The organism is Rahnella sp. CG8 (assembly GCF_023701875.1).
In the GTDB taxonomy this organism is placed as follows: Bacteria; Pseudomonadota; Gammaproteobacteria; order Enterobacterales; family Enterobacteriaceae; genus Rahnella; species Rahnella aceris.
Genome location: NZ_JABAED010000011.1, coordinates 143494 through 163739, shown reverse-complemented (window position 1 = coordinate 163739; position 20246 = coordinate 143494). Strand labels below are relative to the sequence as shown.

The following is a 20246-nucleotide window of genomic DNA, read 5'->3' as shown; positions in this document are numbered from 1 at the left end:
GCTGCGAGGTTTATTGTCTAATATATTAATCAGTCAAAAACGATACGTTTAAAGTATCAATCTGGTGAATTAATCCACATCATGAACCACATCGAACTGCGTCATTTACGTTATTTCATCGCTGTTGCCGAGGAACTGCATTTTGGCCGGGCAGCGGAACGTCTGCACATGTCCCAGCCGCCGCTGAGCCAGCAAATTCAGGCGCTGGAAACCCATCTCGGCGCCGCGCTGTTTTACCGCAACAACCGCAGCGTGCGGCTGACGCAGGCGGGACAGGCGTTTCTGCCGGAAGCCCGGCAGATTTTGCAGCGTGTCGGTGAGGCGTCCGCTCAGGCGGCACGCATTCATCGCGGCGAGTCTGGCAATCTGACCCTCGGGCTGACCTCTTCGGCACCGTTTTTACGTCGTGTTTCCCGCACCTTGCACCGTTTTCGTCTGACCTATCCGGATGTCAATATTCGCATTGAGCAGCTCAACAGCAAGCAGCAGATCGAACCGTTACTGGAGGGAAAACTGGATCTGGGCATTATGCGTAATGGCGAGTTACCGGAGGAGCTGGAACACCATCTTGTGCTGTCCGAGCCGCTGATTGCTGTGGTGCACAAAGACCATCCGCTGAATGCGCTTAAAGAGGGTGAACTGACTTTTCAGCACCTTGCCGATCAGCCTTTTGTGTTTTTCTCCAAAGATGTCGGCACGTCGCTTTACGACGATATACTCGGCCAGCTCAAGGTGCAGGGGATCACGCCGTATATCACTCAGGAAGTCGGCGAACCGCTGACCATTATCGGCCTGGTCGCGGCCGGTCTCGGGGTGTCAATTTTGCCCGCTTCTTATCTGCGTATTCAGGTTGAAGGGGTGAGGTATTTGCGATTTGGCACACTGCAGGGCACGACAGAGCTTTGGCTGGTGAATCACGCACGGCGTCCTGCGACTGCCGCAGCCCGGGCATTTATGGATTTGTTGTTACACGAAGAATAAGGAGGCGAAGTCAGAAGATGCTGTATTTCCAGTCAATTCTGAGCGTGTTTTCGCGCAATTTGTGCACCAAATCACATAACGAATCAAATAGTTGACGACATATAACAAAAACTCCAACATAGCCCTAATCTTTATTTTGAAGCGCGAAAATAACAGGAGTTCCTTGAGTGATCCCCGACGGGCAACCAGGACATATAGATCAGATAAAACAAACCAATGTCGGTGCTGTGTACCGCCTGATAGATCAGTTTGGTCCTATTTCGCGCATTGAATTGTCAAAAAAAGCACAACTGGCTCCTGCCAGTATCACCAAGATAGTTCGTGAGTTAATCCAGGCGCATCTGGTGCTGGAAACTGAATTTCAGGATCCCGGTAGCCGCGGGCGTCCGGCCATTGGTTTAGCGCTCGATACGCAGGCCTGGCATTACCTTTCAGCACGTATCAGTCTCGGTTCCATTACCCTGGGTCTGCGTGATCTCAGCAGTAAACTGGTGGTAGAAGAAGTCCTCCCGCTGCCGGAACAGGCGTCGCAACCTCTGCTTAAACGTATTATTTCGGAAATCGATCAGTTTTTTATCCGTCATCAGCGCAAACTCGAACGTCTCACCGCCATCGCCATTACCTTACCGGGCATGATCGACGCACGGCGTGGCATTGTGCACCGCATGCCGTTTTATCATGACGTGTTTGATATGCCGCTGGGCGACACGCTGTCTGAGCACACCGGTTTGCCGGTGTATGTGCAGCACGATATCGGTGCCTGGACGCTGGCCGAGTTGCTATACGGTGCCTCCCGGGGCTGTAAAAATGTGGTACAGGTGGTGATTGATCACAACGTCGGAGCCGGGGTGATCACGGGCGGGCGCGTGTTGCACGCGGGCAGCAGCAGTGTGGCGGAAATTGGCCATACGCAGGTCGATCCTTACGGCAAGCGCTGTTATTGCGGCAATCACGGTTGCCTTGAAACTGTCGCCAGCACTGACAGCATTCTTGATCTGGTTCGTCAGCGGTTAACGGTCCCGGTTCCGGCCAGCTTATTGCATGGTGTGTCGCTGACTATCGAGGCCGTGTGTGATGCAGCAAACCGTGGCGATCAGCTTGCGCGTGATGTGATCATTAGCGTCGGACAAAGCGTTGGACGCATTCTGGCGATCATGGTCAATCTGTTTAATCCGGAGAAAGTGCTGATCGGCTCACCGCTGAATTTATCTCAGGATATTCTCCATCCCGCGATAATGTCCTGTATTCAGCAGCAATCGCTTCCCGCCTATAGCGAAAATATCAAACTTGAATCGACACAATTCTATAATCAGGGAACGATGCCCGGCGCGGCGTTAGTGAAAGATGCGTTATATAGCGGATCCCTGTTAATTAAATTACTGCAAGGCTAATATCCTGCGTAATTGAAGATACTTCTGCATTGGCTGCATTTATTCGCCCGAATCCTTGATCTTCGTCAGCGCATCGGGACTTTCTTCCTTGCCGCCCTGTCATAATTCCCATTAATTGGGATATATCATTAACCTGTGTTCGTAAATAAAAAAATATAAGCCCTCTGCATTAACTGCATGGACAGTCAACAAAACATTGCGCTAACGCAAACCGCTCTCATCCCGCATCGCCTAGACTTTCTGTCGTGACTTTGTCTCTGGCGGTGTGTTCTTACCGGAGACTATCTTTCAATAAGACGGAGAGATCCCGGAGCCTGAATTCCATGTTAACGCACTTTTTCGTCACGGGTACGGATGCCCGTGTAGGTAAAACCATTGTCACACGTGCCTTGCTTCAGGCTTTAGCCGCGCAGGATCGCTGCGTTTTAGGCTATAAACCTATTGCAACAGGCAGCCAGGAGCTGGCCGACGGGGTTCGAAATAAAGATGCGGTAACGCTCCAGCAGTCATCTTCAATTTCTTATCCTTTTAATAAAATAACTCCGCTGGCATTAGCTGATGAAGATATTTATGCCAGCCAGGTCCCTGAAAATGTTTTTGAAATAATGACTAACGGTCTTAATTTCATGCGTAAGGAGGCTGACTCCGTTGTAGTGGAAGGGTGCGACGGCTGGAGAACATTGATCACACCGCATCTTTTATATTCGGACTGGGTCCGCCAGCAAAATATGCCGGTAGTATTAGTGGTAGGTATTCAGGAAGGTTGTGTCAGCCATGCGTTATTAACCGCGCAGGCGATTATTGCGGATGGTTTACCACTGCTTGGTTGGGTGGCGAACCGCATTAATCCCTGTCTGGCTCACTACCAGGAAACGATTGATGCGCTCAGCGCCAATATTTCCGCACCGCTGCTCGGTGAAATTCCGTATTTACCTCGTGCGGAAAGCCGCGATATGGCGAAGTTTATCGACCTGTCCAGCTTTAACCTGGAAATGGTGATTAAAGTATGAGGCTGACGGTTTTTTAAAATTTATCATGGATGGAATTAAGTGCCTGAAAAACAGCAATATTCAAAATTGAACAGCATGTTGCTTAAACGCAAAATGATGAAAGTGGTCGACCCAAAATGTGTCGATCAGGAGCCCGCTAATCCGTTATATGTTTATGAAGTTATCCGTGAGGCGGCGGGAAATTATAAACTTGTTAATATAATGGATCCTCAACGCACCCTTGTACCAAATGGAGGTGGCTGGGTGTTTGCTATCATGGATGATGCTCCGGGGGCTGTTATTTGCGGCAAGGCAGATTATCAAAATGTCCATGGACATACTTCTCTTACGGGTATCTGTGAACATAAAAAAGGGGGAGTGATAATAGAAAGGGAACGCGGAGTTTATTTCGCTGGTGAGCTCGTATTTAGTGCCGGGCGACTGACGCGCTGGACTAATGGTAGTGGACATTTTGCTCCCTCCCGGTCATTGGCTTTTTCCAACTTATTAGCCCCCGTACGCCTCACTTTACCCATCCATTTATTCAGGCCAGAGGACGCATAATCGCTTTCTCAATAAATCATCTTTTTTAGTCAACACTTATAACTGATGTTGTCATAATTAAACTGTCCTTAACAGGCGCTGTGTGCAAACCCGGCGCCTCTTTTTTGTCTATAATTTGGTATCTGCCTGCGTGCACTCATCAAAACAATGCTAAAGAAAACAAAGAACATGGCCGTCAATCATCCTGAAGTAAAGTCTGCTGTTAAATCTTCTCACCGACCTCTAATCCTTGCCGCCTGCATGTTGTCGATGTTTATGGCCGCCGTAGAAGTGACCATTGTCGCGACGGCGATGCCGACCATTATTGGCGATCTGGGTGGGTTCTCGCTGCTCGGCTGGGTGTTTGCCGTCTATCTGCTGACGCAGGCGATCAGCGTACCCATCTACGGGCGGCTGGCGGATTTGTATGGTTGCCGGAAAATGTTTTTCATCGGTACCACGCTGTTTCTGATCGGCTCTGTTCTGTGCGGATTCGCCCCTTCGCTTGGCTGGATGATCGGCTTTCGTGCCCTGCAGGGACTGGGTGCAGGGGCAATCACGCCGATAGCCACCACGCTGATTGCCAATGTGTACGGCCCGCAGGAAAGGGCAAAAGCGCAGGGATATTTGTCCAGCGTATGGGGCGTTTCGGCGATTGTCGGCCCGCTGATGGGAGCGTTTATTGTTTCCCATTTCCCGTGGGCGGTGGTGTTTTGGGTGAACGTGCCTGTCGGCCTGGTGGCGATGATCATTCTGGTGAAATACCTGCCGCCGGACGGACAGCGTAAACCACATAAGCTGGATCTGGCCGGTACCGGTTATCTGACCCTTTCTGTCGCGGCCTTACTCCTGGCGCTGTTGCAGGCTGAAGTGCTGGGTTACTGGGCGTTGGCACTGATGGCATTAGCCGTTTGCAGCGCATGGCTGCTTATCCGCCAGGAGCGTAAAACGCCGGAGCCTTTGTTCCCGCTGGCGCTGTGGCAAAGCAAAGTGATTATTGCCGGAAATGTTGGCGGGTTGATCATTGGCGCCACCATGATGGGTATCAGCGCATTTTTGCCAACCTATGTGCAGGGCGTACTCGGCGGAACGCCGTTACAGGCGGGCACCACGCTGGCGCTGATGTCGATTGGCTGGCCGCTGGCGAGCATGTTCAGCAGCCGTCTGATGCAGGCGACTTCATACCGTGCAACGGCGGTCATTGGCGGATTATTGCTGGTCGGCGGAAGTCTGGCGCTGTTGCTGCTTTCGCCATCGTCCGGTTTGTGGATGGCGCGTCTGGCGGCATTTTCGATTGGCGCGGGCATGGGGTTGTGTAATACCACCTTTATTGTCTCGGTGCAAAACAGCGTTGAACCGGCTATCCGCGGCATCGCGACGGCCTCAACACTCTTTACCCGTATGCTGGGTTCCGCCATTGGCACCGCGGTGCTTGGCGCAACGTTGAATCTGAATCTGCAATATCGTCTGCCGCAGGTAAACGATCCGGTACAGCTGTTGATGGAGAAAGCCACCCGCAGCGCAATGGATAGCCAGCAACTGGGTGCTCTGACCGACAGCGTGGCGGCGTCGCTGCACTGGGTATTTGTGGTGTCTGCAGTGATTTCGGTACTGGCAGTCGCCGCCGGTTTACTGATCCCCTCCGGTGACCGCCCGCACGCTGAACCGCAGCGGGAAAGCTAAGCCGGGGGTCGTTGTTGCAGCCTGACCGCAATCAACATCAGCGTCAGGCTCAGCAGCACTGCAACCGACGCCATCGCCATCCCGTCGCCCACCGAACCCTGTTCAAACTGACGCCAGACATACACCGATACGGTCTGTACGCCCGCCGGTGAAAGCAGCAGGGACGTCACCAGTTCCCGTGACGCCACGGCAAAAACCATCATCATTGATGCCAGCAGGCTCGGAAATACCAGCGGCAGCAGGATCAGACGCAATGTCTGCGCCGCCGTGGCACCGTGCACCCGTGCGGCGGCGTCCAGATTGCCGCCAATCTGCTTCAACGCGGCGCTGACATAACGCACCGGATAAGGCAGCAACAGGCAGCAGTAAGCCAGCAGCAGAATTCCCCAGGTGTTGTACGGCGTCACCGGCCAGAAACTGCGGTTCCAGGCCAGAATCAGACCGACACCCACCACAATCCCCGGCAATGCTGCCGGTAACAGCGATAAACCGTCGATAACCGCCGCACCGCGAATTTTTCGTGCCACTACCAGCCACGAGGCAAGAAAGCCGGTCGCCCCGGCGATCAGCGCGGTACCCAGCGCCAGACTGAGGCTGGTCGACAGCGCACTCAGCGCGTCGCCGTGCGCGGCAAACAGATTACTGAAGTGGCGGAAGGTCAGATTCTGCCACGACAGCCCGCCGGACAACGTGCGGGAAAACGCCGTGGCCAGTGTGGAGACAATCGGCAGTGCGACGGCAATCACTGCCACCGCTGTAAACAACATCAGCACCGGAATTGTCCAGACTCCCGGCGTTTTTTGTGTCACGTCCGCCGGTTTGCCGGTCACGCTTTCCACATTCTTGCCCGCCAGCACTGCACGCTGAACGCTGTACGCACAAAGCGCAATTGCTACCAGCATCAGCGACAGCACTGCCGCGCCGGGCAGGTCGATCGGCCAGTCGGCAAGGCGCTGTTCGATGCCGGTGGTGAGCATCAGAATGCCGCTGCGCGAACCCAGCGCGCCGGGCACGCCGTATTCTTCAATCGACAGCGTAAACGCCAGTAACAAACTGGAGGCCATTGCCGGTAACGCCATGGGTAAAGTGATGCGCAAAAATGCCCGCCACGGACCCGCACCATGAATACGCGCAACATCTGCCAGACGACTGCCGCTGGCGGCCATGCTGCGCGATACCGCGAAATACACGACCGGAAACACATTCAGCGTCATCACCATCACCATGCCCGGCAGCGAAAACAAAAAATCATTCAGATGCAGCCACGGCAGCAGTTGCTGGACATAACCGTGGGTCTGTAACGCCAGCATCCATGACAGCGCGGCAATATACGGCGGTAAAAGGAAGGGCACCAGAAACAGGATGTCCCACAGCGCGGCGGCGGGTAGCACGAACAGGCCGCGCAAGGCACCTAATGGAATGCCAATCAGGCCGCTGCATATCGCCACGCCCAGACCGACTTTTAATGTTGTCGCGAACAGTTCACGTAACTGAGGTTCTTGGAAAACACGATAAAATGCACTGAACGGTGCCGAATAACTGCCGGCATCCAGATGCGGAAAGACCGCCTGTAAAATCACAAAACTGACCGGCACCGCGACCAGCAGTAACAGCGCAATGCCCGTCATGCCCGGCAGGAAAGCATTTCTATTCATTGATTAAATCTCAGAAGCGGGCTGCTTTTTCAAACAGCCCGGGAAGGGATTATTGCTGTCCGAACAGTTTCGCGAAGCGGTCGAGAACGTCTTTACGTGATGCGGAAGCCTGTGATGCTTCCGGTAATAATTTCAGCGATTTAAACAGCGGGCGTTTGGCGTCGATATCCGTACGGGCTGGCATCAGCCAGGCATCGGCGACCAATTTCTGGCCTTCAGGCGACAGCGCGTAATCGATAAAGGCTTTGGCTTCTTTGGGCTGCTGGCTGGATTTGAGGATCATCATCGGGCGCGGGGCGATAACCGTTCCGCTGCTCGGGAAAATCACTTTGACCGATTCACCGTCCTGCATACTGGCGTAAGACACATAATCAACCGCGCCAAATACCGCAGCTTTCGCGCCCTGTAAGACCGGCGTCAGCGCCTGTGCGTTGGGTCCGGCGATAATCATGCCGTTGGCTTTCAGATCCTCAAACAGTTTCCAGGCCTGTTGCGCGTGGGCATTTTGTAGACCGATCAGCAAATCCAGAGACGCCCCGGAGAGAGACGGATCCGGCGTGGTCACTTTGTCTTTGAATTCCGGTTTGGCTAAATCGCCCCAGTCTTTAGGCTCGGTCGTCCCACTTTTTGTGTTCCAGACGATGCCCAGTGCGGAAATACCCTGAGCGACGTAATAGGGGGTTTTAAACTGCGCGGGAACCTGTGCCGCATTGGGGCTTTGGTATTCAAGCAACCAGCCACGTTGTTCGAGATCGGTTGCGGTATCCCAGGATGCTGAGATAAGTATATCGGCCCGCGGGTTGGCCTGTTCGGCTTCCAGGCGAGCCATCACTTTGCCGGTTGTTGCCTGGAACACATCGACTTTTACGCCGGTTTGTTTTTCATAGCCTGCCGCCAGTTTTTTTGCCAGCGAGCCCGGCCCGGCGGTGTAGAGCGTCAGTGCCTGAGCGTTGCCTGCCGCCATTGCGAGAGAAAGAGTCATTGCTGTCATTACGCCTGTTTTGGTACGGGAAAACGTTTTGGAGGTTTTGTTGTGTGTGCGGGTCATCATTTTCATTCCATCAAAGGTTAAGCAACAAAAGGTGAAACAACGGAAGGGTCAATCTGGTCAATGCTGGCGATCGCGCCTTTGTCCATGCGCGCAATGCGGTGAGCGAGTGCGTGAGCCTCGTGCTGATCGTGGGTGACATACACCGCCGTGGTGCCGAGCTGGCGCAACAATGTTGCCATTTCCTCGCACAGGCTTTCCCGCAGGCCGCGGTCAAGATTCGACAGCGGCTCGTCGAACAGCAAAATGCGTGGCTCAGCCACAATGGCGCGGGCGAGGGCCACACGCTGTTGCTGACCGCCGGAAAGTTCGGCAGGGCGGCGGGAGACAAAATCCGCCAGTCCGACGCGCTCCAGCGCCGCCATCACTTTCTCCTGCTGTATCGCACCGCGGATGCCGCGCATCTGCAACGGAAACGCGACGTTCTGGCGCACGGTCATGTGCGGCCACAGGGCATAATCCTGAAAGGCCATGCCGAGATTGCGTTTTTCCGGTGGCAGACTGATTTTCCCGCTGGCGACAGTGACACCATCAAAGCTGATTTGTCCTGACGCAGGATGGAGTAATCCCGCCAGCATTTTCAGCAGCGTACTTTTTCCGCAGCCGGAAGGGCCAAGCAGGGCGAGGATCGTGCCTTCCGGCACGGATAAATTGACGTGATTGAGTACCGGGTTGCTCCCAAAGAAATGGGACACCTGATGGACAGAGATCGCGGGGGGAGAAGACATGCGCGAAGGCGCATTCCCGCTGGCTGTAGCTGGAATGATCATGGTTGGTACTATCCTCTTTGGGACTTATTAGTGCAGGTGAGGGTAAAGGGGGAATGTGACGGACGGATGACAGTTTCTGTTCGTTCTTGTCGGGGATGCTTAAGAAATGTGAAGACTGGCTGGGGCGACTCCCTCCCCTGCGAAGGGGAGGGTTGGGGTGGGGTATTAAGGAAAAATCAAAGACTTGAAGTGTACTTTGACAGCGTGTTTGGCTTTAAAACCCCCTCCCGGCCTCCCCCTTCGCAGGGGGAGGAGCAAAGAAAAAACTGCTCTTTGAAGTGGGAGGAGCAAACAAATCAGCGACTGCAAAGTTTGTAATAAACTTCATTCCACCGGATCTGATTCTTGAAGTCCGGCAACGTCGTGTCGTTATCGATCACCAGCAATTCAATCCCGGAAAATTCCGCATATAACCGCAGCGCGTCAATATCCAGTGCCTGAGAGAACACGGTATGGTGCGCGCCGCCGCCGAGGATCCACGCTTCTGCCGCTGTTGCCAGTGATGGCTGGGCTTTCCAGATAGCGCGGGCAACCGGCAGTTTTGGCAGCGGGTGTGGCTGTTCGATGGTATCCACCAGATTGACCAGCAGACGGAAGCGGTCGCCCATGTCGATGACGCTGGCATTGACCGCCGGACCTGCCGGTGTGGAGAAAATCAGACGCGCCGGATCCGCTTTACCGCCTATGCCGAGATATTGCGCATCGAGCAGCGGCTTCTCTTCTTTGGCAATCGACGGACACACTTCCAGCATGTGCGAGCCCACCACCAGATCACTGCCTGGTTTGAAGTGGTAGGTGTAATCCTCCATGAAAGAAGTGCCGCCTTTCAGACCGCTGGCCATGACTTTCATGATGCGCAGCAGGGCAGACGTTTTCCAGTCACCTTCGCCACCAAAGCCGTAGCCTTTCTGCATCAGACGCTGGACTGCCAGCCCGGGCAGTTGTTTCATGCCGTGCAGATCTTCAAAGTTGGTCGTGAATGCCCCGAATTTACCTTGTTCGAGGAAACGGGTCATACCAAGTTCAATTTTGGCAGCATCCAGCAAGTTTTCACGACGTTCGCCGTTAATTTTTACCGCATCCGTCAGGCGATAGGTGGCTTCATATTCTTCCACCAGCGTATCGATGTCGCCTTTGCTGACTTCGTTGATTACGCTGACCAAATCACCAATTCCGTAGGCACTGATGCTGTAGCCGAACTGGATTTGAGCGGCAACTTTATCGCCTTCGGTGACAGCAACTTCACGCATATTATCGCCAAAACGTGCCACTTTCAGGTGCTGGCTTTCGTTTTTGGCGGCAGCAACGCGCATCCACTGGGCGATACGGCGGTGAGATTCACCGTCCTGCCAGTGACCGGCTACCACGGTGTGTTGCTGACGCATACGGGCACCGATGAAGCCGAATTCACGGCCACCGTGCGCGGTCTGGTTCAGGTTCATGAAGTCCATGTCCATGGTTTCCCATGGGATTTCAGCATTGAATTGCGTATGGAACTGCATCAGTGGCTTATGCAGGATGCTCAGACCGGCAATCCACATTTTGGCCGGCGAGAAGGTATGCAGCCAGGTGATGATGCCCACGCAGGCGTTGTCATAGTTGGCTTCACGGCACAATGCGGTGATTTCGTCCGGCGTGGTCACCAGCGGTTTGAGCACCAGTTTTATCGGCAAACCGGCTTCGCTGTTCAGGCTACTGACCACCTTCTCGGCGTTCTCTTTTACCTGACGTAATGCCTGCGGACCGTACAGATGCTGACTGCCAATGGCGAACCACACTTCGAGATGTTTAAACGCGTCCATTTATTACTCCTGAATATCGGATAGATGAAATACGGGTTAATGCGCCGGTTTCGCTGCAAACAGCGGTTCAGTCGTGGCACACCATTGCTGATAACGTTCGTACAGGCGCTGATATTGCGCGACGCGCTGCGGATCCGGCGTCAGCGTACGTTCGATGCTGCAGGCCATTTTTTCCTGTGCGGCAGGAACATCTTTGAACTCCCCGGCAGCGACGGCGGCGAAAATCGCGGCACCCAGTGCGCAGCACTGATCGGAAGCGACAATTTGCAACGGACGGTTCATCACATCGGCGCAAACCTGCATGATGACCGGCGATTTACGCGCGATGCCCCCGAGCGTCAGCACGTTTTCCACCGGAATATCCTGCTGTTCGAAACATTCCATGATGGCGCGCGCGCCAAAAGCGGTCGCTGCGATAAAGCCGCCGAACAGTTCAGGTGCTTCAGTGCCCAGATTGATATCGGTAATGACACCTTTCAGGCGCTGGTTGGCAAACGGTGTACGGCGGCCGTTAAACCAGTCGAGCACCAGCGGCAGATGATCCAGTTTCGGATGAGCGGCCCAGGCCACAGTGAGATCGGTCAGCAGATTTTTTTGCAGGCTGGTCAGTTGCGGTGCCATTTCCGGATGGGCTTTGGCGGCCTGAATCAGCGGCCAGCTCAGCAGACGGCTGAACCAGGCGTACATGTCGCCGAAAGCGGATTGTCCGGCTTCCATCCCGATCATGTCCGGCACGACGCTGCCTTCCACCTGTCCGCAGATCCCGGCGATAGCACGGTCGTTTACGCGTTCTTTATCGGCGATCAGGATGTCGCAGGTGGAGGTGCCGATCACTTTGACCAGCGTATAAGGCTGTGCGCCCGCGCCGACTGCCCCCATATGGCAGTCGAATGCGCCGCCCGAAAGCACCACACTGGCGGGTAAGCCAAGACGTTCTGCCCATTCAGGTGTCAGTGTGCCAACAGCCTGTTCGGCGGTGACGGTGTCGGTAAACAGCGGATAGGGCAGATGTTCAACCAGCAGCGGATCGAGGGCGGCAAAGAACGCTTTTGGTGGCAGGCCGCCCCATGACGGATGCCAGAGCATTTTGTGTCCGGCGCTGCAACGTCCGCGCACCACTTTGTCCGGTGCGGTGGTGCCGGAAAGCAGGGCGGGCACCCAGTCGCACAATTCAACCCATGACGCGGCTGCTTGTTTAACCGCAGCATCAGCACGGGAAACGTGCAGGATTTTCGCCCAGAACCATTCTGAGGAATAAACGCCGCCGATATAGCGGGAATAGTCGGGGAAATCGCCGCTGCGACACAGACGGTTGATCTCTTCCGCTTCTTCTATTGCCGTATGATCTTTCCAGAGCACAAACATGGCATTCGGGTTTTCGGCAAATTCCGCTTTCAGCGCCAGAATGTTGCCTTCCTCATCGACAGGAGCGGGGGTTGAGCCGGTGGAATCGACGCCGATACCCACCACGCGCGCAGCACGCTCGCTGCCCAGCCGTTGCACTACGTTTTTAATCGCCTGTTCCATTGCCTCTATATAGTCGAGCGGGTGATGGCGGAACTGATTTATTGCCGCATCACAATAGCGACCTTCATTCCAGCGCGGATAATAAACCACATCGGTTTCCATCTCGGCACCGGTCTGACAATCCACAGCCAGGGCACGGACGGAATCGCTGCCAAAATCAAGACCAAGAGCAATCGCACCTTGCGTCATTCTTTCTCACTCCTTCAGGTTTGCCGTAGTCATTACGGCGGCGAATCGAATTGCTCTAACAGTAGGAGGATGCAAAAAAGTGAGTGAGGAGGCGTTAGCTGGAAGTATGCACAAATCTGCTCCCAATGATGTTTCTGTGAGGTTGGTCAAATGTTAGCGTTTGGCTAAAATCGCTATATCTATGCACAAACCTGCTGTTTTCCCGCCGTGTGATAGCGCTCTACATTCCGCTGCAAAATTACCGCTAAAACTTAACCCGTCTTACAAGAGAGTGTGACGCAAATCCTCTATAAACTGGACTTCGCCGCACTTTCACTTTGTTTCTTTACGCTACTGATAACGTTTTCACGATTGCGGCAAACCACCAGATTTAAGACTGTGATTGTGAAAAACAACAATAAAAGTCGGAGAACATCATGCATAAATTCACTAAGGCATTAGCGGCGGTCGGGTTAGCTGCCCTTATGTCACATTCAGCTATGGCAGCCGAGAATCCGAAGCTGGGCTTCCTGGTTAAACAGCCGGAAGAGCCGTGGTTCCAGACTGAATGGCGGTTCGCAGATAAAGCCGGTAAGGATCTCCACTTCGACGTCATTAAAATCGCCGTGCCGGATGGTGAAAAAACGTTGAATGCAATCGACAGCCTGGCGGCCAACGGGGCGAAAGGCTTTGTCATCTGTACGCCGGATCCGCGTCTCGGCCCTGCCATCATGGCGAAAGCGCGCAGCTATGACATGAAAGTGATCCAGGTGGATGACCAGTTTGTGAATGCCAAAGGCAAGCCAATGGAAGAAGTGCCATTAGTCATGATGGCCGCGACCAAAATCGGCGAACGTCAGGGGCAGGAACTGTACAAAGAAATGCAAAAACGTGGCTGGAAAGTCGCTGATACCGGCGTGATGGCCATTACTGCCGATGAACTCGATACGGCGCGCCGCCGCACCTCCGGTTCAATGGAGGCACTGAAAGCTGCCGGTTTCCCGGAAAAACAAATCTACAAAGTCCCGACTAAATCTAACGACATCCCGGGCGCACTGGATGCCGGTAACTCCCTGCTGGTGCAACATCCTGAAGTGAAAAACTGGCTGATCATCGGCATGAACGACAACACCGTATTGGGTGGCGTGCGTGCAACCGAAGGTCAGGGCTTTAAAGCGGCTAACGTGATCGGCATCGGCATCAACGGTGTGGATGCAGTGAATGAGTTGTCAAAAAGCGCCCAGACTGGCTTCTACGGTTCCCTGTTACCTAGCCCGGATATCCACGGTTACAAAAGTATCCAGATGCTGAATGAATGGGTTACCAAAGGCGTTGAACCACCGAAATTTACCGAAGTGACGGATGTTGTCCTGATTACCCGCGACAACTTCAAAGAAGAGCTGAAGAAAAAAGGTCTTATGTGATCTTCAGATGTGGTTGAAACAAGCAATACCCCTAAATAATTCGAGTTGCAGGAAGGCGGCAAGTGAGCGAGTCCCGATGAGCTTACATAAGTAAGTGATTCGGGTGAGTAAGCGTAGCCAACGCATCTGCGACTTGAAGTATGAAGGGGAGAGACGCTGCTGCAGAACGGACGACAGTTTTAAATAGTTTGAACTGTTTTCTGCTTTGCAGTGGCGTGCATCCATACTTACTCAACTTCCAGGTAGCCACTATGACTCAGCAATCTTTCGATAATAAGACGCCTTTGCTGACACCGTCACTGACGGAGTTTGATGCGGCCAGGCCGTATCTGGAATTCCATGACATTGGCAAAACTTTTCCGGGCGTGAAAGCGCTGGACGGTATTTCATTCAATTGTTACGCCGGACAAATTCATGCGCTGATGGGCGAAAACGGAGCGGGGAAATCCACCCTGCTGAAGATCCTCAGCGGGAACTATCAGCCTTCCCAGGGCAATATTCATATCAAAGGCCAGCCGGTCGCGTTCAGCCATACCACGGATGCGCTCGATGCCGGTGTGGCGATCATTTATCAGGAACTCCATCTGGTGCCGGAAATGACGGTAGCAGAGAACATTTATCTCGGGCAGTTGCCGAGCAAACACGGTTTTGTAAACCGTAAATTGCTGCGTTACGAAGCCAAACTTCAGCTTGAACATCTCGGGCTGGATATCGACCCCGATACACCGCTGAAATATCTCTCCATCGGCCAGTGGCAGATGGTGGAAATTGCCAAGGCGCTGGCGCGCAATGCCAAAATTATTGCATTCGATGAACCTACCAGTTCGCTTTCTGCACGCGAAATTGAACAATTGTTCCGTGTTATCCGTGAGTTACGGGCGGAAGGGCGTGTGATTTTATATGTCTCACATCGTATGGAAGAGATCTTTGCATTAAGTGACGCTGTCACCGTTTTCAAAGACGGACGTTACGTTCGCACCTTTGACGACATGACGCAGGTGGATAACAGCAAGCTGGTGCAGGCGATGGTTGGCCGTAATCTCGATGACATTTACGGTTACGCGCCGCGTCCGCACGGCGAAATTCGCCTTGAACTGGATGAGGTGAAAGCACCGGGCGTGAGAACGCCGGTCAGCCTGACGGTACGTCAGGGCGAAATCGTCGGCCTGTTCGGGCTGGTGGGTGCAGGGCGCAGTGAGCTGATGAAAGGATTATTTGGTGGTACGCGTATTACCGGCGGTACCGTCCGGCTGGACGGTGTAGCGCTGAATATTCGTAAACCGGCAGATGCGATCCGCCAGGGCATCATGTTGTGTCCGGAAGACCGCAAAGCTGACGGCATTATTCCTGTGCACTCGGTGCGCGATAACATCAACATCAGCGCCCGTCGCAAAACGGTGAAGGCAGGGTGCCTGATCAACAACGCCTGGGAAGCGAAAAATGCGCGTAAACATATCGATGCGCTGAATATCAAAACCCCCAGCGACCAGCAACTGATCATGAACCTTTCAGGGGGTAATCAGCAAAAAGCCATTCTGGGCCGCTGGTTGTCGGAAGAAATGAAAGTCATTTTGCTGGATGAACCAACGCGGGGTATCGACGTTGGCGCCAAGCATGAAATTTATAATGTGATTTATTCACTGGCAAAACAAGGCATTGCGGTGCTGTTTGCGTCCAGTGATTTACCGGAAGTGCTGGGTCTGGCCGACAGGGTGGTGGTGATGCGCGAAGGCGCAATCTCCGGCGAACTGTTGCATGACGACGCCACCGAAGAAAAAGCGCTGGGGCTCGCTATGTTGCGCACGCCAGTTCTTGATTCTGCCCATGACGCTGCCTGACTGAGGAGCAAAAATATTATGTCGAGTATGACAACCAATTCAGCCAAACCGGATCAACCTTCAGCAGCCTCACGCGGCGGCCAGGGTCTGATGCGTATCTGGGACAGTTACGGCATGTTAGTGGTGTTCGCCGTACTGTTTATCGCCTGTACCATTTTCGTGCCAAACTTCAGTTCTTTCATCAACATGAAAGGGTTGGGGCTGGCGATTTCGATGTCCGGCATGGTGGCCTGCGGGATGCTGTTCTGTCTGGCTTCCGGTGACTTCGATCTGTCTGTTGCATCGGTGATTGCCTGTGCGGGCGTTACCACCGCCGTGGTGATCAACATGACCGAAAGCCTGTGGATCGGCGTTGCTGCCGGTTTACTGCTCGGGATGCTGACCGGTTTGCTCAACGGTTTTGTTATCGCCCGTCTGAAAATCAATGCGCTGATCACCACGCTTGCCACTATGCAGATTGTGCGCGGTCTTGCGTACATCATTTCTGACGGTAAAGCGGTGGGCATCGAAGACGAACGTTTCTTCACCCTCGGTTATGCCAACTGGCTGGGGCTGCCTGCACCTATCTGGCTGACGGTCGGCTGTCTGATCATCTTTGGTCTGTTGCTGAACAAAACTACCTTCGGGCGTAACACGCTGGCGATTGGCGGTAATGAAGATGCGGCACGTCTGGCCGGTGTGCCGGTGGTGCGTACGAAAATCATCATCTTCGTGCTGTCCGGGCTGGTATCAGCGGCGGCGGGGATCATTCTGGCGTCACGTATGACCAGCGGCCAGCCGATGACCTCACTGGGCTTCGAGCTGATCGTTATCTCTGCCTGCGTACTGGGTGGCGTTTCCCTGAAAGGCGGTATCGGTAAAATTTCCTATGTGGTTTCCGGGATCCTCATTCTGGGTACCGTGGAAAATGCCATGAACCTGCTGAACATTTCTCCGTTCTCGCAATATGTGGTTCGTGGCTTGATCCTGCTGGCGGCAGTTATCTTCGACCGCTACAAACAGAAAGCGAAAAAGACCGTTTAATCTGGTTTTGTGATAACGCTTTCACGCAATCATCACGCGGCATTTAACGCTATTACGGGTTAAATGCCGAAAAAACGCGTGGTTGTTCACAATTTAGCAACCTTTACTGGCAGCGTTTTCACTGCCGATTAGAATAGATGAAAAGTCCATAGTCCAGTGAAGTTTCAGGAGGTTCGATGTATCACCGTATGATTCAGGATCAGCAGCAAAATCCGCTGTTACCGGGTTACAGTTTCAATGCCTATCTGGTCGCCGGTATGACACCTATCCTTGCTGACGGGCCACTGGATTTCGCCATCGACCGTCCGGGTGGAATGAAAGGCTACATTCTTAATTTGACGGTGAAGGGGCAGGGTAAAGTCTTCGACGGCGAAGACACGTTCTACTGCAATCCCGGTGATCTGCTGTTATTCCCACCGAAAGCCCGCCATCTTTACAGTCGTTCTGCCAACGCCGACTCCTGGTATCATCGCTGGGTGTATTTCCGCCCGCGCGCCTACTGGGCAGACTGGCTGGAATGGCACACCAAAACCCGCGATGTCGGGCGTCTTTCTTTACCGAATAATACCTTGTTGCTGGAATTTGACCGTCTGTTTGCCAACATCGAACAAACGCAAAAATCGGGGCGACGTTTTTGCGAAGAGCTGGGGATGAATCTGCTGGAACGTCTGTTGCTGCGAGCCATGGAAGAAGATCCGCAGAGTCCGCAGAAAATCATGGACCCACGTGTCATCGAAGCCTGCCAGTTTATTACCGGCAATCTGGCGGGTGAGTTGCGTATCGATGAAGTCGCGCGCCATGTTTGCCTCTCACCATCGCGGCTGGCGCATTTATTCCGTGAACAGGTCGGGATCAACATTCTGCGCTGGCGCGAAGATCAGCGGGTGATCCGCGCCAAACTTTTATTACAGACGACGCAGGAATCCATCGCGACGATTGGCCGCGTGGTGGGATATGACGATCAGTTGTATTTCTCGCGGGTCTTCCGTAAACGGGTGGGGGTCAGCCCGAGTGATTTCCGCCGCCGGAGTGTGGAGATTAACTATCCGGCCAAGCCGTATAAATCACATCCGTGGCCTGAGCATGAAAATGCCGTGGCGTATCATTTTTGAGTTTTTGCCTTGCTCTTCTCCCATAGCAGGGGAAAGTCAAAGCACTGAACTGCTCCCTCCCCTGCGAAGGGGAGGGTTGGGGTGGGGTATTAAGGTCAAATAAATAAGTTGAAGTTTGCTTTGGTATAGGTGTTAGCCTTTAAAACCCCCTCCCGTCCTCCCCCTTCGCAGGGGGAGGTGCAAAATTATTGATTAAAAAAACTCTGTTTCAAAGCCCGCTCCACACCCCGCAGTTCTGCCAGTCCCCGCAGACGTCCAATTGCCGAATACCCCGGATTGGTTTTCTTATGCAAATCATCCAGCATCTGATGGCCGTGATCCGGGCGCATCGGGATAGCGCGCAGGTTGCCAGCGCGGCGACGTGTTTGTTCTTCCGTCAGAATCGCTTTGATAACCGCCACCATATCCACATCACCATCTAAATGATCGGCTTCATGGAAGCTTTCCGGCACGTCTTCGCGCTGGGTGGCGCGCAGATGGATGAAGTGCACGCGGTCGGCGTAAGTGGTCATCATTTTCACCAGGTCATTATCTTCACGCACGCCGTAAGAACCGGTGCAGAAGCAAAAACCGTTGTGGATACTGTCGACCGTTTCTTTCAACCACTGCATATCTTCAATGGTGGAGATAATACGCGGCAGGCCGAGAATAGGGCGCGGTGGATCGTCCGGGTGAACTGCCAGACTTAAACCGCATTGCTCGGCAACCGGCACAATGCTGCGCAGGAAATGCGCCATGTTTTCGCGCAGTTTGGCTTTGTCGATACCGTCGTAAGTCGCCAGACGCGCACGGAACTGGTCCAGCGTGTAGCCTTCTTCCGCACCCGGTAAACCGGCAATGATGTTAGACACCAGCTGATCTTTCTCCGCCTGCGTCATCGCCGCAAAGTATTCGGCTGCCTGTTTTTGCTCATCCGCGCTGTAATAAGACGTCGCGCCTTCGCGTTTCAGCAGATGCAATTCAAAGGCCGCAAATGCGATATGGTCAAAGCGCAGGGCGCGTGAACCGTCCGGCAGCAGATAGCCGAGGTCCGTGCGTGTCCAGTCGAGAACCGGCATGAAGTTATAGCAGACCGTATAGATGCCGCATTCCGCCAGATTACGGATAGATTGCTGATAGTTAGCAATGTGCTTTTCAACATCTCCGCTGCGGGTTTTGATTTCCTCATGCACCGGAATGCTTTCCACTACGGACCACACCAGACCTTTGGCTTCAATTATCGCCTTACGTTTCTTTATCTCTTCTACCGGCCAGACTTCACCGTTAGGAATATGGTGCAGGGCGGTAACCACGCCGGTTGCGCCAGCCTGACGCACATCATCAAGTGAAACCGGATCGTTCGGGCCGTACCAACGCCATGTCTGTTCCATGTGTTTTCCTTAAAATTGTTAACTGACTGTCTGAATGTAGTTGACGCAGGGCCGGTGATAAGTTCAATCTTAATGCGCGGTCTGGTCAGGTGGTCTGCTGGTCAGGCCATCAGACCGACATATGATTCAGCATCAAACCGAACATTAATGTGACCGGGATAACAGATCTGGGATTCAGCATGAACACGGAGAAAATAATGGCATTACCCACCCTTAAAGTTGAACGGCTGTATCGCCAGATTTCTAATGTATTGATTAACTGCATTAATACCGGGCAGTTTGCCCCGGGCGCGATGATCCCGTCAGAACGGGATTTGTCTAAACAACTTGGCGTCAGTCGTTCATCTATCCGTGAGGCATTGATTGCGCTGGAGATCACTGGCTGGGTGGAAATCCGTACCGGCAACGGCGTGTACGTCAGCGACCCGTTGCCGCAGGCCACACCTGCGGTGCAAACGGTAAGTACCGAAGAGGAATTCAGCCTGCAATCGCTGGTGAAAGCGCGCCAGGTTTATGAATCGATGACAGCAGAACTGGCGGCGATTAACGGCACCGAAGAGCAGCGTGAAAAACTGAGAGCCATCGCCCGGGAATTAAACGAACTGAATGCCAATAACGACGCTTTTCTCGAAGCTGACCGCCGTTTCCATATGATGATCAGTGAAATGACCGGCAACGAAGTGCTGCACGATATGATGGGATATTTGTGGGATAAACGTCGTTCACGTCGGTTTATGCGTCTGGAGAGTCATTACACCGAAGTGGATTTTGCCCGTGAAATGAATGCCGATCATCAGGGGATTTTAGACGCGATTCTGGCGCAGGATGGCGCAGGGGCGAAGGCAAGAATGAGCCGGCATTTACAGCATGTGTATGACCAGTTATTTGCGGAATAAATGCAGAAAGACGGACAACTCCCTCC

The 20246-nt window shown here is 53.5% G+C and carries 16 protein-coding genes; 10 read left to right on the top strand and 6 right to left on the bottom strand.

Features of this window, described 5'->3' with window-relative positions; genetic code table 11:
- Nucleotides 1-81 precede the first annotated feature (81 nt).
- From HGO41_RS12780 to HGO41_RS12760, 5 genes are all read left to right on the top strand, one after another.
- On the top strand, nucleotides 82-981 hold the full coding sequence (locus HGO41_RS12780; protein ID WP_112198729.1) for a LysR family transcriptional regulator: 900 nt from the start codon (nucleotides 82-84) through the stop codon (nucleotides 979-981).
- A gap of 167 nt (nucleotides 982-1148) precedes the next feature.
- Nucleotides 1149-2372 carry a sugar metabolism global transcriptional regulator Mlc gene (gene mlc / locus HGO41_RS12775; protein WP_013575443.1) on the top strand — a complete coding sequence of 408 codons (1224 nt, stop codon included), beginning with the start codon at nucleotides 1149-1151 and terminating at the stop codon, nucleotides 2370-2372.
- A 323-nt stretch (nucleotides 2373-2695) separates the two neighbouring features.
- Nucleotides 2696-3382, top strand: a complete 687-nt coding sequence (gene bioD, locus HGO41_RS12770; RefSeq protein ID WP_119261607.1) for a dethiobiotin synthase — start codon at nucleotides 2696-2698, stop codon at nucleotides 3380-3382.
- Between the two features lie 39 nt (nucleotides 3383-3421).
- Nucleotides 3422-3925, top strand: a complete 504-nt coding sequence (locus tag HGO41_RS12765) for a hypothetical protein (protein WP_217244123.1) — start codon at nucleotides 3422-3424, stop codon at nucleotides 3923-3925.
- Between the two features lie 168 nt (nucleotides 3926-4093).
- Nucleotides 4094-5587 carry an MDR family MFS transporter gene (locus HGO41_RS12760; RefSeq protein WP_112152226.1) on the top strand — a complete coding sequence of 498 codons (1494 nt, stop codon included), beginning with the start codon at nucleotides 4094-4096 and terminating at the stop codon, nucleotides 5585-5587.
- Here the strand turns inward: HGO41_RS12760 and HGO41_RS12755 are convergent.
- From HGO41_RS12755 to HGO41_RS12735, 5 genes are all read right to left on the bottom strand, one after another.
- Complete coding sequence (locus tag HGO41_RS12755) at nucleotides 5584-7242, bottom strand: ABC transporter permease (RefSeq protein WP_112198727.1); 1659 nt, start codon at nucleotides 7240-7242, stop codon at nucleotides 5584-5586. The genes HGO41_RS12760 and HGO41_RS12755 overlap by 4 nt on opposite strands.
- Nucleotides 7243-7291: 49 nt before the next feature.
- Complete coding sequence (locus tag HGO41_RS12750; protein ID WP_173362096.1) at nucleotides 7292-8233, bottom strand: ABC transporter substrate-binding protein; 942 nt, start codon at nucleotides 8231-8233, stop codon at nucleotides 7292-7294.
- Nucleotides 8234-8310: 77 nt separating this feature from the next.
- The gene (locus HGO41_RS12745) at nucleotides 8311-9060 is read right to left on the bottom strand and encodes an ABC transporter ATP-binding protein (RefSeq protein ID WP_250981087.1); all 750 of its coding nucleotides are present in this window, start codon (nucleotides 9058-9060) and stop codon (nucleotides 8311-8313) included.
- Nucleotides 9061-9356: 296 nt separating this feature from the next.
- Nucleotides 9357-10862, bottom strand: coding sequence for an L-arabinose isomerase (araA, locus tag HGO41_RS12740; protein ID WP_013575450.1), 1506 nt, complete (start codon nucleotides 10860-10862; stop codon nucleotides 9357-9359).
- 36 nt (nucleotides 10863-10898) lie between these two features.
- Nucleotides 10899-12578, bottom strand: a complete 1680-nt coding sequence (locus HGO41_RS12735) for a ribulokinase (protein ID WP_013575451.1) — start codon at nucleotides 12576-12578, stop codon at nucleotides 10899-10901.
- Nucleotides 12579-12994: 416 nt separating this feature from the next.
- Between HGO41_RS12735 and HGO41_RS12730 the strand changes: the two genes are divergently transcribed.
- From HGO41_RS12730 to araC, 4 genes are all read left to right on the top strand, one after another.
- On the top strand, nucleotides 12995-13981 hold the full coding sequence (locus HGO41_RS12730) for an arabinose ABC transporter substrate-binding protein (protein WP_013575452.1): 987 nt from the start codon (nucleotides 12995-12997) through the stop codon (nucleotides 13979-13981).
- Nucleotides 13982-14232: 251 nt separating this feature from the next.
- Complete coding sequence (gene araG, locus HGO41_RS12725) at nucleotides 14233-15819, top strand: L-arabinose ABC transporter ATP-binding protein AraG (RefSeq protein ID WP_013575454.1); 1587 nt, start codon at nucleotides 14233-14235, stop codon at nucleotides 15817-15819.
- A gap of 18 nt (nucleotides 15820-15837) precedes the next feature.
- Nucleotides 15838-16842 (top strand): L-arabinose ABC transporter permease AraH, encoded by a 1005-nt coding sequence (gene araH, locus HGO41_RS12720; RefSeq protein ID WP_013575455.1) that lies wholly within the window; start codon nucleotides 15838-15840, stop codon nucleotides 16840-16842.
- Nucleotides 16843-17018: 176 nt separating this feature from the next.
- Nucleotides 17019-17954 (top strand): arabinose operon transcriptional regulator AraC, encoded by a 936-nt coding sequence (gene araC / locus HGO41_RS12715; RefSeq protein WP_013575456.1) that lies wholly within the window; start codon nucleotides 17019-17021, stop codon nucleotides 17952-17954.
- A 185-nt stretch (nucleotides 17955-18139) separates the two neighbouring features.
- Here araC and uxuA read toward each other — a convergent pair whose 3' ends face one another.
- Complete coding sequence (gene uxuA, locus HGO41_RS12710) at nucleotides 18140-19324, bottom strand: mannonate dehydratase (protein ID WP_013575457.1); 1185 nt, start codon at nucleotides 19322-19324, stop codon at nucleotides 18140-18142.
- Nucleotides 19325-19521: 197 nt separating this feature from the next.
- Here uxuA and HGO41_RS12705 point away from each other — a divergent pair, with 197 nt between their 5' ends.
- Nucleotides 19522-20220: a FadR/GntR family transcriptional regulator gene (locus HGO41_RS12705; RefSeq protein ID WP_037033972.1), complete on the top strand. Its 699-nt coding sequence runs from the start codon at nucleotides 19522-19524 to the stop codon at nucleotides 20218-20220.
- The last annotated feature ends 26 nt before the right edge of the window (nucleotides 20221-20246 follow it).